Raw genomic sequence first — 16006 nt, 5'->3', positions numbered from 1 at the left:
TGTTTTTATTCTATTATTTCTGTCAATAATCGTATTTCTTTGATTTTTGGAGTGGTTTGATTTTGCTTCGCCTTAAGAATTATTATATTTTTCTCCGTTCCATCCTGCAGTTTATAATATTTGCCTGCTGTATTGATAATTTCAGGCTTTATGAGGGCATCGTTAACCAGTACATCAAAATCTTTTGATGTACCTTCCAAGTCTGAGATCCAAAGGTATTTTGCTCTTGTATTTTTATTGTTCATGATGTAAGAAAACCAACCTGTAGCATTACGCCACTGTACACCATTATCAGACCCGATATTTGATTCATGATACTGTATCCCATGATCAGATTCAGATTGTTGTTGACCACTTTGAATTTGATCCACAGTAATTGTGTTTAATCTGCGTTGACGATTATCTTTCTCATATTTTACCAATTGTTCTGTAAGTTGATTCGAAGATTCAACACGAGGCCAATAAATTATGTATCGGCTATCATGCAATTGGTAAAATGGCATCAATTCCATTTGTGTAGCTTGATTTTTGACTTGTAGACTTTTTAACTTAAATCGCAAATCTTTTGCTGACACCATTTCAACTTGCTCATTAGGTGTAGAAGTGACTAAATGAGGTATTTCCGTCATGGATATTTGGTCTCCTTTGGCAATATGTCCACCGCGACTATCGTCCGCGATCAAACCAGTCATATTAGTATCATTAGTTTTTGCGGCTAAGACTATTGGACCATAACGGAATGCATAAAATTCGGATTGATCAGGCAATTGTTCTACATTCACTTCCATTTGAAAATTAAGGTTGACAATGTCACCATTTTTCCATTGGCGATCTATCGATATATACCCATGTTTGTCCACAGTAGCAATGAAATTCTTGCCATTGACTTTAATTGTGATTCCATTTTCAGGAAGCCAACTTGGATAACGAACTTTAACAGCCAAAGCAATACTCTTTTTCGTTTTTAAAATAAATGTGGTTTGTCCTTCTTGTGGAAACGTAGTTTGTTGGATGAGTTGAATTCCCTTTTCTTTCCAGTTTAACTCAGAAGCGACAAAAAGATTAACAAACAATTCATTGTTGCGATGTGCATAGATAAATTCGCCGTATTTTGAATGGTTTTCAATTCCCGATCCTACGCAACACCAAAAGCTCGTTTGGGGTTGAGAATAGACACGGTAATGTGAAGGACGCATTTGTGTAAAATACACCAATCCACCATGTACTGGATGTTGTGATGATAAGATATGATTGTACATGGCACGCTCATAATAATCTACATATTTACTATCGCCATCTGACTGAAAAAACTGCGTACTGAGTTTCATCATATTGTATGTGTTGCAAGTCTCAGGTCCTTCGATGTTGGACATCATATTTGAAAAATTATCTGAAGGATGAAAATGCTCACTCGCACTATTTCCTCCAATCGCGACTGTTCTCTTTGTCACCACATTATCCCAAAAATATCGAGCACCATTATCCCAATCTTTGCGACCTTGGAGATCCGCAATACGCTTAGCTCCAATGATTTTAGGGATTTGGGTGTTAGCGTGTTTACCTGTCAACTCGTCTTTCTGTTGTATTAGAGGATTTAATATCTGCAGATGTGTAAATCTCTCTGCCAATTTGAGATATTGATCGTTATTAGCTATTACTGCTGCATCCGCAAATATTTCATTTAGACCTCCATGTTCACTACGCAACATATCTTGGATTTGTGCATCACTTAAATTACTAACCAAATCTAATGTCCAATCCATTAGTTTTATCAACATCTGTTTGGCATCATCTCGGCCTACTAAATAATAAGCGTCGCGTAGTCCTGCATAGATTTTATGGATATTGTATAGCGGTACCCAACGGCTATTTAAATCAAATCCACCAGCTCTAATTTTACCCTGTTTGACATCTTCCCATAATTGTTTACTACCAGGTACCCCCCCAATATATCCTGTACCTAAGTTATCTTGACATTTTTGAAGTTCTTTCAACGCATAGTCTAAACGAGCATAAACCTTTTGATCTCCACTCGCAGCATACAATAAGGCTAATGCTGAAATATAATGTCCACCTATATGCCCATCCAATCCCGTATTTTCCCAATTGGTATAATTTATTTTTCGGGGTTTAAGACCTGCCTCGCGTAGATACGGAGCTAATAATCTATCTGGATCAAGCGTTAATAGATAATTCTTATTGAGATTTTGTGCATGCAGAAATATTTCATCTTTCAGTTGCACATCGGACAATTTAAAAAGTGAAATTGACTCTTTATTTTCTTGTGCAATTCCTGCTGTAGAGGAAGCAACAGTCAGCGCAAGAGCGAATACTATATTTCTGCATACAGACTTTCTCATCATTATTACAATTTAATTTTTATTAGATTAACTGACTTCGCCTTTAGCGTATAAGGAAGCTTCTTTCCTTTATAATTTACCTTGGAATTTATTGGTGATACCGAGGGTGCTTGTCCTACTTCATTATGAGCTAAAGGATCATCATGTTGCAATACACTTACTTCAGCTTCGCCACTTGATTTCTTGATTCCTTTTAGATCGATATTCAATATCTCTTGGCTTTCACCTGTATTGATTATTTTCAATACCAATTCTTTAGTATTTTTGTCCACTACAGCTGAGCCATATAAATTGTCCTCCCCAGCCAACATTTTTCCATCACGCAATAACGGTACGACGTCTGTTCCCTTATTGGTGCTATACATTTTTTGAACATGGTAACTTGGCGTTACAAAAACATTCAAATTATCTACCCAAATTAAATCAGGAGTCCATTGCCAACCATCGATATGTGCAAATAATGGTGCATAAGAAGCTAATTGGACAACATCAGCATTACGCTCAACCCCTGTCAAAAATGCTGCTTCAGAAAGTGCTGCTTCCCAATTGTTACGATATTCAGGCTTTTTATTGTTTTTGCTATGCGATGCATATTCTCCTGCAAATATTTTAGGGCCAGTTCTATCATACTTGTCATAGCGTTTTGCATTAGACAAAAACCACTCTGGATTTCTATAGAAATGCTCATCAATGATATCAATATTCATCGCTCGTAATTCCTTATCCAAATAATCAAAACGCGCACCCTCTGGATCGGTCCCCGAACTTGCAATTATTTTAATCTCAGGATGATATTTTTTCAGAGCATCTTGAAATACTTTCAAACGTTCTACGTATTGTGGACCCCAGTTTTCATTACCTACGCCCAACATTTTCAAATTGAATGGGGCAGGATGTCCCATATCTGCACGTAACTTGCCCCAAGTACTATTTACAGAACCATTCGCAAATTCAATTAAATCCAAAGCATCTTGTACATACTCATCCAATTGATCCAAAGGCACGACTTCCCCTGTATTAAATTGACAGGCCATGCCACAATTTAGTATTGGAAGCGGCTCCGCACCCAAATCTTCGGCCAACAAGAAATATTCATAAAAGCCTAGACCAGATGTTTGGAAATAATCTGGCGTCAATCGGTGGGCAAACTCTGTATTCCAACGATTCACAATAAGTTGTCTGCTCTCTATTGGTCCTACCGTTTTCTTCCATTGGAAGCGTTGTGATAGATCAAACCCTTCAACGATACATCCTCCCGGAAAACGGATAAAACCAGGCTTTAAATCAGCCAATGTCTGTACCATATCTGCACGCAACCCTTTTTTTCGTCCCTTCCAAGTATCTGTAGGGAACAATGAAATCATATCCAAATCAATAGATCCATCTCCATCAAACCAGACTTGCAAAGTTGCCTTATGATCTGTCTTACTTGATGTAAAACTTACTTCTTGATATTGCCACTGATTATTATTTTGCGATGGTTTTAATTCAGACTTTCCAATTACAGCCCCTTGGCTATCGACAAGTTCAACTCGAACGGTAATCCCTGGGCTTTTTTGACGATACCAAAGTGAGAATTCATACGTATTTCCTTGTTTAACGCCCATCCCACGGAACCCTTCATTCCGCAATCCTATGGGTTGTTTATCTGTAGATTCTTTTAGTACACGTAAATAACGAGGGTTTGCCTCACTATTCAATTGACGATTCAGAATAAGATAATTACCCTCACGAACAGCACCCAAATTTTTCCAGCCCATCATTGGTCGGAAAAATTCAAAGGATCTATTTTTTATTAATTCAGCATAAATTCCACCATCAGCCCCCATATTAATGTCCTCAAAAAACACACCCCACATATTAGGATCTACCTTAGCAGTGGAAGTATTTACATCTACAACTAAGGATTTTTGCTGGGCATGACTGAATTGAATGCTCTGCATTGCTAGTGCAGCAAGAACGATATATTGTTTTAATTTCATGAGTCTTCTTTTAAATTTAAATAAACCAACTGCTGTGGCCTTCAACTATTTTAACTGTAGTACAACAACAGAATAAGGTGCTATTTCTACTGTTAATTGATTGTTTTTCACTTTTGCACCATTAAATGCTACTGGTTTAATTTTATCAGGAGCCTCAAAAGTATTGTGATCAGTTAAAGTTTTAGATGTTAAAATTCTTCCACTGATATCCTTATATGATTTGTCCAAATCCACTACGATTTCATGTTTTACTTTTGAATCAATGTTTACTAAAGAGATATGCGTGACACCTTCTTTAGCTGAAGCCGAAGCGTGAATAGCTGGAATTTTCTCATTGCCAAATACGTAATCTTTGCTTTGTAATGTCAATGGAATCAAGGTCGCATCTTGGTGAACTTTATACATTTCCATAACATGGTACGTAGGTGTCAAAATCATCTTGTCACCTTCGGTCAATATTACAGCTTGCAAAACATTGACAGTTTGCGCTAAATTCGCCATTCGTACACGTTCTGCATGATTATTAAATACATTCAACGTTACCCCAGCAATCATAGCATCACGCATGGTGTTTTGCTGGTACAAGAAGCCTGGATTTGTACCCGGTTCTACTTCGTACCATCCCCCCCATTCATCTACCACTAGCGCAATACGCTTGCGCGCATCGTATTTGTCCATGATAGCTGAGTGCTTCGTTACCAGTTCTTCCATATGCCAAGCAGATTTCATAGTTTTGAAATATTGCTCGTCTGTAAATCCTGTTGCAGGACCTTTTTTGTTCCACTGCACATTTGAATAGTGATGCAGCGCCAATCCATCAACTAGACCATGTGGAATGTTTTTCATCAAAACTTCTGTCCAGTTGTAATCACCTCCATTTGCCCCCGAAGCTATTCTGCTTAAACCGCCTGAGTTTGTCCAATCTGACATAAAAGTGGCATATTTGCGGTATACGTCTGAGTAATATTCTGGTGTCATATTACCACCACAACCCCATGCCTCATTTCCTACTCCCCAATATTTCACTTTCCAAGGATTTTCACGCCCATTTTTACGACGCAAATCAGCCATAGGGCTTGTACCCGCATGATTAACATATTGCACCCAATCAGCGAGTTCTTGCACCTGTCCGCTGCCTACATTACCTGCCAAGTAAGGTTCAGTCTCTAATAGTTCACACATATTTAAGAAATCATGTGTACCGAAGCTGTTATTCTCTGTCACCCCGCCCCACCACGTATTGACGATAGTAGGTCTTTGGTCCTTAGGTCCAATACCATCCTTCCAATGGTAGGTATCCGCAAAACACCCTCCCGGCCATCTTAGGTTAGGAATTTTTAACTTTTTAAGTGCAGCAACGATATCATTACGTACTCCAGCGGTATGTGGAATAGTCCTATTATCTTCACCGACATAGAAACCACCATATATACAGCGACCTAGATGTTCGGCAAAATGCCCGTAAATATGTTTGTTAATGGTAATTTTCTTTTCAGAAGCTTGAAGTTTAACGCTGTTTTGTGCGACTTGTGCTTGCCCTGTCTGCATCAGAAATAGCATGCTAAGCACAGCACCCGATTTGAGTACTTCGCCAAAAATTTTTTTTCTCATAATAGTAGTTTTAAATAGGCTATTGTATGACAAGCACGAATCCGCCGTTGGGTTTCATCGGGATTGTCAATTGTTTAGTTGATATTCCTTTATCTATATGAAATGAATCTGTTGATCCATTATCAGTGACTTTCAATTTTATATTTCCCTTAAATTGGGACAAATCCAGGTTTAGCGTTTTCGCCTTATTTTCCCCATTTATACCTGCCACATACCATGCATCATTTCCTTTTCTAGCGATAACGACATCCTTCCCTGGATAACCACTCATAAACTTGCTGTCATCCCATTGATTAGGAAGCTTTCGGAGCATATTCTTGATATCCTCTGGAACCTTTTCCATACCATCTGGTGATTCAGCATAATGTTGTATGCCCGAAAGAAATAATATACTTGTCGCCAATTCAAACGATTTGGTTGTTTTACGTTGTACTTTGGTCTTTAACGTGGATAGATTCATCGGTGTAAAATCCATTGGATCGTAGACATTACGTGTGAAAGGCAATATACTAGAAATCTCAGCTTCTCTGTCAGCATCTTCTTGCATAAAAGTAACCATTTCAAATCCACGAACAGCTTCTACGGTCATCAAATGCGGATATATAGTTGCCCAACCGCGGGGTAGGGTGGCACCATGAAAATTCAATAGTAACTTATATTCAGCCGCATCTTCTAAGATGTCGATATAATAATCGATCACTGACTGTCCATCACCACCAAAAAAATCAATCTTTAATCCCTTAATCCCCAAATCTTGAAGTTTTTTAAATTCTTCACGACGAGATTCTTTTGTCAACAGTTTATTCTTTGGTGTATATCCTACAGTATTCCAATCTCCTGCCGAATTGTACCATAACAATAAACCTACATTTTTGCTTTGTGCATATTTGCTTAATTCAGCAATCTTTTCATAGCCAATTTTTGTATCCCAATTGACATCAATAAGACAGTATTGCCAATTCATATCAGCGGCAAAATCAATATATTTCTTTTGCTCATCGTAAACGATGAAATCATCTTTACTATTGATCCAACTCCAAGAAGATTTACCTGGTTTGACAAATGATGAAAATGGCAAAATTGGCTTTTTTACTACTGCATTTGCTAAATCGGATTCCACAATAGTTTTAAGATTCCCTACAGCCACAACACGCCATGCCGATTCGAAGTCGCTGTCAATCTTTGTAAAAAGATTTTTATCGTTAATTACTTCACGTTGATCAGGCATTGCGATGCGGTATTCCCCATTAGGTGACTCAAAGTGCAGTCTCGTCGCACAATGGTTACGTGCTAATCCGGCCTCTGTAATTAACACCCAATTCCCTTTAGATTCAAAAAGAGCAGGATAAATCCATCCTGTTTTGGTACTTTCTTGCGTTCCTACAGGAATTTCCTTTTGATAATGTTCTTCATAGGAAGGATTTGTTTGTTCCCACCCAGTTTTTGCAATAGCCATCGGTTGTAGCCATCCTTTGGCAGTATTTAAAAAATTATAACTTGTTTTTTCTGCTGTAATAAGATCAGAAGATGTGGAATATTTTGGCAGTAAGTATTGAAAAGCAAATCCATCATCAGAAACTTGAAATCGTATTTGAACAGATTTATTTTGGGCATTTTTCCAAGATAATATACGCTCATTCGCTTGATATGAATTGTATTTCCTTTTCCCTTGTATAGCCTCATACTGCTCAGAAATTAATCTATTAGCTGTTGCACTTGTGTAAGTAAGATTAGAAGCAAAATTTTGTTGCTCAGTAATCAATCCCAATTGAGAAGTCTCCAATACAATTGCACCACGGTGTTTGACTTGATATTGTATTTCACCCTGTCCGTTGGTCCATACAGATACCTCAATATTTTTAGATGGACTAAAAATATGCGTAGGTTTATTTTCTCCCAAAACAAAAAAAGGAATAGAAAATATCACTAACAGAAGGAAATAGCTAATAGAAAATTTCTTCATCACATCTTACATTTATTATACGATCTATATTATCTTGTCGAAAATCTATATTCAGTCTTTGATGTATATTTTTCACCTCCCTTTAATACCGTAGATGGAAAATTCTCATGATTTGGAGCATCAGGAAAATGTTGCGTCTCTAAACATAAAGCCGCACGGAAAGGATAAGATTTTCCAGCTTTGCCTTTAGGATCAGTATCTGTCATGAAATTTCCGCTGTAAAACTGAAGTCCTGGCTCTGTAGTTAATATTTTCATCTCAATACCTGTTTTTGGAGCGTAAAGACTTGCGACTTCAGCAAAGCCATCCTTCTTATTTAGTTCAAAATTATGGTCATATCCTTTACCATATTTCAATTGTTCTGATGTTTTATCAATATCCGAACCTATAGTTTTTGCTTTAGTAAAATCAAATGGAGTTCCAACGACATCTAAACTTTTCCCAGTAGGAATCAATTTACTGTCAACTTCTGTAATTTTATTAGCATCTACCCGTAGTTCATGATCCAAAATAGTCGAATCCCCCTCTCCATTTAGATTGAAATATCCGTGACTTGTAAGATTCAAGATTGTTTCTTTATCCGTCTCTCCATGGTAATCAATCTCTAAACCACCTTGGTTGTTTAATTTATAAGTCACCTGCATTGTCACATTCCCAGGGTAGCCTGCTTCACCATCAGGCGATACATACTCTAATGTTATCGCGTCTTTAGTAATAGAATTAACAGACCATACTTTATTGTAAACTCCGTTAGTTCCTCCATGAAGTGAATTTTCACCATCGTTTTTCTCTAGCTGATAGCTAGAGCCATTCAACGTAAATGAAGCATTGCCGATACGATTGCCAAAACGACCAACTACAGCACCATAAAAATTCTTTGTATTATCGATAAACTCTTGAGCTGAATCGTAGCCCAATAGTATATCAACAGGATTAGAGTTTTTATCCTTAACAACCAATGACACTAACCTCGCTCCGAAATTGGTCACACTGACTTTCAATTTCTCATTTTCGATCACGTACAATAAAACGTCCTTCTCATCTAATTTGCTATAAAAGCCAGCAGTATCTTGAACTGCCACTTCAGTAGATGATTGATTGTTTTGCGAGTTCTGACACGAACTCGCAAGCAATATTCCTGCACACAGGAAACCTAAATATTTTACTTTCATAATGCTGGTATTTGAAGTTTTATTTACCAAAATTTCACGTAAAGAGCACCCACGATTAAGATTGTCAAAACAATCATAATCATTACTGAAGGTTCTACTTTAAACATTTTTGAATCCAATTCCAACCCTTTAGGATTTTCTTTAGGTCCAAACAAACTCACCAATATCATTATAATCATGGTGAACATAAATGCTAAACCCATACAGATTTGGAAAGGAATTTCATATACACCTGCTGAATTTTTGTATGCTGTATATAAGAAAGTTTCGTTGCCAAACCATGCTGGTGCGAAATTGTTGAATACGATAGACAACACAAATCCAGTAATCAGACCAACAATTGCAGCCGTACCTGTAGTTCTTTTCCAAAACATACCCAACAAGAACATAGCGAATACCCCTGGTGAGATAAATCCAGTATATTTTTGGATAAAGGTGAAACCACCTGCACCACCTATTCCTAATAAATCATCCCAAGTGAAAAACACAGAAACGATAATCGAAACGATGATGGTGATTTTACCTACGTTGATTAGTTTTCTCTCAGAAGCTTCTTTATTGATATATTTATTGTAAATATCCATTGTGAAGATTGTCGCAATACTATTCGCCTTACCAGCTAATGAAGCTACAATTGCAGCAGTCAATGCTGCCAATGATAATCCTTTCATTCCATTTGGTAAAAATCCTAAGATAGCTGAATAAGCATTATCAGGATTAAAGTTACCTCCCGGTGCCATCTCTTCTTGCAATGCGCCATTTTTGTACAATACATAAGCTGCTATTCCTGGCAACATTACAATAATTGGCATCAATAATTTTAAGAAACCAGCAAACAAAATACCTGTACGCGCAGTTTTCAAATCTGCTCCCAAAGCACGCTGTGTGATGTATTGATTACAGCCCCAATAATTTAGATTCACAATCCAAATACCTGCTAAATACATCCCGATACCAGGCAACATCAGGTATTTATTTACTTCCTCTTGCGTACTCTCAGGCGTTGGTTTATCAACTATTAAGTTAAAGTGTTTAGGAGAATCGATCATTAACTGTTTAAAACCAGCTATAAAATCTTTACCCATGCCAAAATGCTCAGACACAAGCACAAGAGCAACGTACGTAGTTGCTAGACCACCCACTATTAAAACGACCACTTGAATCACATCTGTGAATCCGATTACCTTCATACCACCTAAAGTGATAATAATAGAAAATACTGCTAAGGCAACCATAATGATATGAAAATACTCTCCACCACCTAAATTACTGATGGCTAATGCTCCCAAATAAAGAATAGAGGTAAGATTCACGAATACATACAAAAACAACCAGAATATGGCCATAATTAAACTCGTAGTCTCGTTATAGCGTTGCTTCAAAAATTGAGGCATCGTAAATATTTTATTCTTGAGATACACAGGAATAAACCACACCGCTACAATAATTAAGGCTATAGCTGCGATCCACTCATAAGCTGCGACAGCTATACCAACGGTAAAACCATTACCACTCATTCCAATAAATTGTTCAGCAGAAATATTAGAAGCAATTAAACTGGCCCCGATAGCCCACCATGTTAGAGAGCCTTCAGCCAAAAAATAATCTTTACTACTAGCGGTTTCCTTCTTTTGTTTGGCGTACACATAATAGCCATAACCTGAGACTATTACGAAATAAATTAAAAAGATGACGTAGTCAATCGTTGCAAACTTTTCCATAGGTTTATAAATAGGTTAATTTTGAAGCTTATAGTACAATTCGCTATTTCTCAATTCTTTTTCAAACTGATCCAATTGCGTTGATTTGTCTATTACAATTAATTCCAATTTAGCGATTCGTGCGAAATCTTCCATATACTCTTTTGTAAGATTTTGGCTATAAACTGTATGATGCGCTCCACCTGCATAAATCCATGCAGTACAGCCCGTTTTCATATCTGGCTCAGGCTTCCACAACACACGTGCAACTGGCAATTTTGGTAGTTCATTTGTCACCTCGACTCCCTCAACTGTATTTACTACCAAACGGAAACGATCTCCCATATCGACCAATGATGCATTGAATGCAGGGCCTCCTTTGGCATCAAAGACCAAACGTGCAGGATCTGCCTTGCCACCAATGCCCAATGGATGAACTTCTAATTTTGGTTTGCTGGCTGCTAACGAAGCATCTACCTCCAACATATGCGACCCCAAGACCATTGCATTTGCGGGATCAAAATGATAGGTATAATCCTCCATAAATGCATTAGCGCCTTCATATCCCATTGCCATCACTTTACAAGCACGCACCATAGCTGGAGTTTTCCAGTCGCCCTCACCTGCAAAAGCATAACCTTCCGCCATTAAGCGTTGCACCGCTAATCCAGGTAACTGTGAAAGACCATACAAATCTTCGAATGTATCGGTAAACCCTTTATAGTTGCCCTTTTCTAAGAAAGAACGTAATCCCAACTCTATTTTTGCAGCGTCATATACATTGGAACGATATTTACCTCCTTCCAATACATCAGCTGACATAATATATTGCTCTTCATACTCTTTCAATAATTCCTGTACCGCTGCATCTGAAATTTGATCTATTTCTTTTACTAAATCGCCTATACCGTGTGTATTAACTGAAAAACCGAATTTAATTTCCGCCTCTACTTTATCCCCTTCAGTTACTGCTACATAACGCATATTATCGCCAAAACGTACAAACTTTGCACCTTGCCAATCCTGCCAAGCTGCCGCCGCACGACACCAGACATTAATGCTTGCTATAACCTCAGGATCTTGCCAATGCCCTGTCACTACTTTACGTGGTAAACGCATACGTGAAACAATAAAACCAAACTCTCGATCCCCATGTGCACTTTGATTTAAATTCATGAAATCCATATCAATAGAATCCCATGGAATATCACGATTATACTGTGTATGAAGATGTAACAATGGTTTATTTAATATTTGCAAACCACGAATCCACATCTTCGCAGGAGAAAATGTATGCATCCAAGTAATTAGACCTATACAATTTGCTGTATTATTAGCTGCTAATATCGTTTGGTATATTTCTTCTGTATTTCTAACTATAGGCTTGAAAACTACACGAACGGGAATTCCATTGTGTTGATCAAAATATGCTGCTATTTCCTTTGAATGATCTGCTGCTTGACGTAAAGTTTCTTCTCCGTATAAATCTTGGCTACCTGTAATAAACCAAACCTCTAAAGTTTCTAATGATATCATAAAATAAATAATGTTATAAAAGGTTTTAACTATTGACCGTAATAAGCATCTTTACCATGCTTACGCTCATAATGTTTCTTAATTAATGATGGTTTTAAGCGTTCTATTTTTGGATTAATGACCTCTGAATAGTATGCCAATTCCGCGGCATATTCCAATACCGCAGCATTGTATACCGCCTGTTTGCCATCTTTGCCCCAAGTGAATGGAGCATGATTTCCTACCAAAATCATTTGTATCTCTTGATGATCCAAACCCAACTCTTCGAAGTGATTGATGATTTGATATCCTGTTTGATATTCATAATTTCCCTCAATCATCTCGTCTGCCATTGGTGGTGCACAAGGAATATCCTTAGTCAAATGGTCTGCGTGTGTAGTACCGTAAATGGGAATACTTCTATTCGCCTGAGCCCAGGCTGTACCGTAAACCGAATGCGTGTGAACTACAGCTCCCAATTCAGGCCATTCTTTATATAATACGGCGTGTGTCTTCGTATCTGAAGATGGTCGTAAAGTACCCTCTACTACTTGAGCATTTAAATCCACAATGACCATATCATCAGCTTTCAAAATTTCATAAGGCACTCCACTTGGCTTAATCGCAAAAACACCTTTCTCTCTATCAAATACACTGACATTTCCAAAAGTGAATTTCACTAACCCCAACCTGGTTAGGTTCATATTCGCCTCAAAAGCTTCTTCTTTTATATTATTGTACATCGTATAAATTATTTTCTATTACATCACCTGCTAATAAGTACCTATCGTATCTTTCTTGATAAATACCAACTACATCTTTGTTTGGAGAGTAAATTTTCTCAAAACCATGTCCCATATTTCTCATCGCATCTTCAACAGTTGGATATACTTTTGCCGCCACAGCAGCAAACATAGCCGCCCCTAAAGCACAAGTTTGATCCGACTTATGTACCTTGATAGGCATATTTAGAATATCAGCCATCATTTGCATAATAAAAGGAGACTTTTTAGGAATCCCCCCCATAGCAATAATCCCTTTTACAGGTACACCTTGTTCAATAAAACATTCTGCAATTTTACGCGCTCCGAAACATGTAGACTCCACCACTGCACGGAAAAGTAACACTGTGTCAGACGCTAGATTAAGATCTAGCAATGAAGATTTTAAATTTTGATTAGCAAATGGCGTACGGCGACCATTCAGCCAGTCGATTGCAATTGGATGCTTCACATTTGGAACAATTACATTCGCCTTTTCACTCAATTTGGAAAGAAGAGTCGATTCTATTTCTTGAAGTTTCGACTCTTCTATTTCATAGATGTTTTGTAAGGGCCACATAAGGATATTTTTGAACCAAGCGTACGCATCACCAAATGCAGACTGCCCAGCTTCCAATCCAACCATATTAGGGATTACTGAACCATTCACTTGTCCACAAATGCCTTTTAAAGTATTTTCTATTTTTTCTGGAGCAACCAATATATCACAAGTTGATGTGCCTACGATTTTACTCAAATAGTATGGCTCAATCTCACCTCCTACAGCTCCCATATGACAATCAAAAGCACCAACCCCAATTACGACATCGGTACTAAGTCCAAGCTTCTCAGCCCATTGATAGGATAACTTTCCTACAAATTGGTCCGATGTATATGTCTGATTGCCTAAGCGTTGTACTTGATCCTTTAATAATGGATCTAATGCCGTGAAAAATTCATTAGGTGGATACCCATTAAACTCTTCTGCCCATAGACCTTTATGACCTGCCGCACATACACCTCTTTTCAATAGTGTGACATCCCTTCCGCCTGTTAATTCATACGGTATCCAGTCACAATGCTCTACCCAAGTATAAGCTGCACGTTGTATCTTTTCATCTTCACGGAGAACATGCAACATTTTAGCCCAAAACCATTCAGAAGAATATACTCCTCCGACATATTTCAAATAGTCGGTTTTATATCTCTTTGCATGTTGATTGATTTCGCTTGCTTCTCTAATCGCTGTATGATCTTTCCACAAGACAAACATAGCATTAGGATCTTCTTTAAATTCTGCCGTAAGTGCCAACGGCACCCCCTCGCGATTAACAGCTACTGGCGTGGAGCCAGTTGTATCGACAGATATCCCCACTACTCGACTAGCGACCTCAGCAGATGTATCTTCAATACATCCCCTAATCACCTCTTCCAAGGTTTCCAAATAGTCTAATGGATGTTGCCTAAATTGATTAATAGACGGATTGCAATACAACCCCTCTTTCCAGCGTGGGTAATAGCTTACCCGAGATGCTAATACTTCTCCATTAATAGCATTTACTAATATTGCTCGTACGGAATCACTACCAAAATCCACCCCTATTACACAAGGACTACTCATTACTATTGTTGATTTTTCAGTTTATAATTGTTTTCTAAAATAGACAGATGTCTTAATAATTAGTGTCAAATTAACACTTATTTTTGAAGTTTAAAATTTTTTTTTAATTTTTATAGAAATATTTATCTTAAGCTCATGACTTTAGACTTCTACAAAAAGAATAAAAAGATACTTCTTGCCGTTGACTGTATTATTTTCGGATTCAACAAAGAGGAACTAGAAATACTACTTATTCAACGTGACTTCGAACCCGAAAAAGGAAAATGGAGTTTGATGGGCGGATTCGTGGAAGAAAAGGAATCACCAAGTGAGTCTGCCCAACGCGTATTAAAATCTTTGACCGGATTGGATGACATCTATATGGAACAATTTGCTGTTTTTGGAAATCCAGATCGGGAGCCACAAGAACGCGTAGTCAGTTTATGTTATTTTGCCCTTATCAATACAGAAATATTAAGTACAGACTATAAAGCAAAATGGTTTAAACTAGACAAATGTCCACCACTTATCTTTGATCATAATGAAATGGTCGTAGAAGCTCACAATAAATTAAAAAAGAAAGCAGCTCTATACCCTATTCTTTTTGAGCTATTATCAGATAAATTTACCATACCACAGATTACTCTTCTCTACGAAGCTGTTTATGAAAACCAATTGGACAAAAGGAACTTTACGAGAAAACTACTTGCCTCCAAACTATTGATAAAACTTAACGAAAAAGATAAAGAAAACTCAAAAAAAGGGGCTTACTATTATAAAGTAGACAAAACCGTATATAAAGAAAAGATCATTTCATTTCTTAATTTTCTACCTGGATGGTACGAAGAATAAAGTATTTAGGACACAGATTTTCAAAGCAGGTGGAATATAAACCAAGAAATCCACCTGCTTAACATAAGTTTCATTACCCAATCTTTGGCGATAAATCCTTGTGACGCCATCCGTTTTTTATAAAACTATTTTACTGTTGATAAAAGTTCACAATAAGCTGGATACTCTAGCTGATAAAAAACTAACTAAAGACGAAGAAGAAATAAATCGAATAAAGTCCTTTCATAAATCAGGTTACTTGTAAATAATAATATAAACCTCTAAAACAGGAGTTTAATTCAATATTGATCTTATAAAAAGACAACTTGATTGATCTAAAATAAGGTCAATTTTTTATTTATTATGGTCAACAAATTTCAAGTTTTAACAAAGTATCTAGAAATTTAAAATTATTCTTAACAATCCCTTTGCTTTTAATAAGATATACATTATTTTTGCATTCCGAAATACAGACTGATTAAACAGCCTGTGGATAAATTGATTAATAAAT

10 protein-coding genes are annotated in these 16006 nt (G+C 37.2%); 1 reads left to right on the top strand and 9 read right to left on the bottom strand.

The window, feature by feature from the left end; all coding sequences use genetic code 11:
- Positions 1–5: 5 nt before the first annotated feature.
- The 9 genes from IPZ78_RS01440 to IPZ78_RS01400 are packed head-to-tail and all read right to left on the bottom strand — an operon-like array spanning position 6 to position 14685.
- Positions 6–2363, bottom strand: a complete 2358-nt coding sequence (locus IPZ78_RS01440) for a glycoside hydrolase family 127 protein (protein ID WP_225551146.1) — start codon at positions 2361–2363, stop codon at positions 6–8.
- Positions 2364–2365: 2 nt separating this feature from the next.
- Positions 2366–4342 (bottom strand): alpha-L-arabinofuranosidase C-terminal domain-containing protein, encoded by a 1977-nt coding sequence (locus tag IPZ78_RS01435; protein WP_225551145.1) that lies wholly within the window; start codon positions 4340–4342, stop codon positions 2366–2368.
- Positions 4343–4387: 45 nt separating this feature from the next.
- Positions 4388–5953, bottom strand: a complete 1566-nt coding sequence (locus tag IPZ78_RS01430; RefSeq protein ID WP_225551144.1) for an alpha-N-arabinofuranosidase — start codon at positions 5951–5953, stop codon at positions 4388–4390.
- A gap of 19 nt (positions 5954–5972) precedes the next feature.
- Positions 5973–7916 carry a glycoside hydrolase family 97 protein gene (locus tag IPZ78_RS01425; protein WP_225551295.1) on the bottom strand — a complete coding sequence of 648 codons (1944 nt, stop codon included), beginning with the start codon at positions 7914–7916 and terminating at the stop codon, positions 5973–5975.
- A 29-nt stretch (positions 7917–7945) separates the two neighbouring features.
- Entirely contained in the window at positions 7946–9088 is a 1143-nt protein-coding gene (locus IPZ78_RS01420; RefSeq protein ID WP_225551143.1) for an aldose epimerase family protein, read from the bottom strand.
- A gap of 23 nt (positions 9089–9111) precedes the next feature.
- A complete protein-coding gene (locus IPZ78_RS01415) occupies positions 9112–10809 on the bottom strand; it encodes a sodium:solute symporter family transporter (protein WP_225551142.1) in 1698 nt (565 codons plus the stop codon).
- A 15-nt stretch (positions 10810–10824) separates the two neighbouring features.
- Positions 10825–12324, bottom strand: a complete 1500-nt coding sequence (gene araA, locus IPZ78_RS01410) for an L-arabinose isomerase (RefSeq protein ID WP_225551141.1) — start codon at positions 12322–12324, stop codon at positions 10825–10827.
- Positions 12325–12353: 29 nt separating this feature from the next.
- On the bottom strand, positions 12354–13046 hold the full coding sequence (locus tag IPZ78_RS01405; RefSeq protein ID WP_225551140.1) for an L-ribulose-5-phosphate 4-epimerase: 693 nt from the start codon (positions 13044–13046) through the stop codon (positions 12354–12356).
- A complete protein-coding gene (locus IPZ78_RS01400) occupies positions 13036–14685 on the bottom strand; it encodes a ribulokinase (protein WP_225551139.1) in 1650 nt (549 codons plus the stop codon). The genes IPZ78_RS01405 and IPZ78_RS01400 overlap by 11 nt, the downstream gene beginning before the upstream one ends.
- Positions 14686–14820: 135 nt before the next feature.
- Between IPZ78_RS01400 and IPZ78_RS01395 the strand changes: the two genes are divergently transcribed.
- On the top strand, positions 14821–15516 hold the full coding sequence (locus IPZ78_RS01395) for an NUDIX hydrolase (RefSeq protein ID WP_225551138.1): 696 nt from the start codon (positions 14821–14823) through the stop codon (positions 15514–15516).
- The last annotated feature ends 490 nt before the right edge of the window (positions 15517–16006 follow it).

Origin of the sequence: Sphingobacterium bovistauri, assembly GCF_020295405.1 — a bacterium.
Lineage (GTDB): Bacteria > Bacteroidota > Bacteroidia > Sphingobacteriales > Sphingobacteriaceae > Sphingobacterium > Sphingobacterium bovistauri.
Note: the sequence above shows the minus strand (reverse complement) of the source record. Positions and strands in the feature narration are given on the sequence as shown.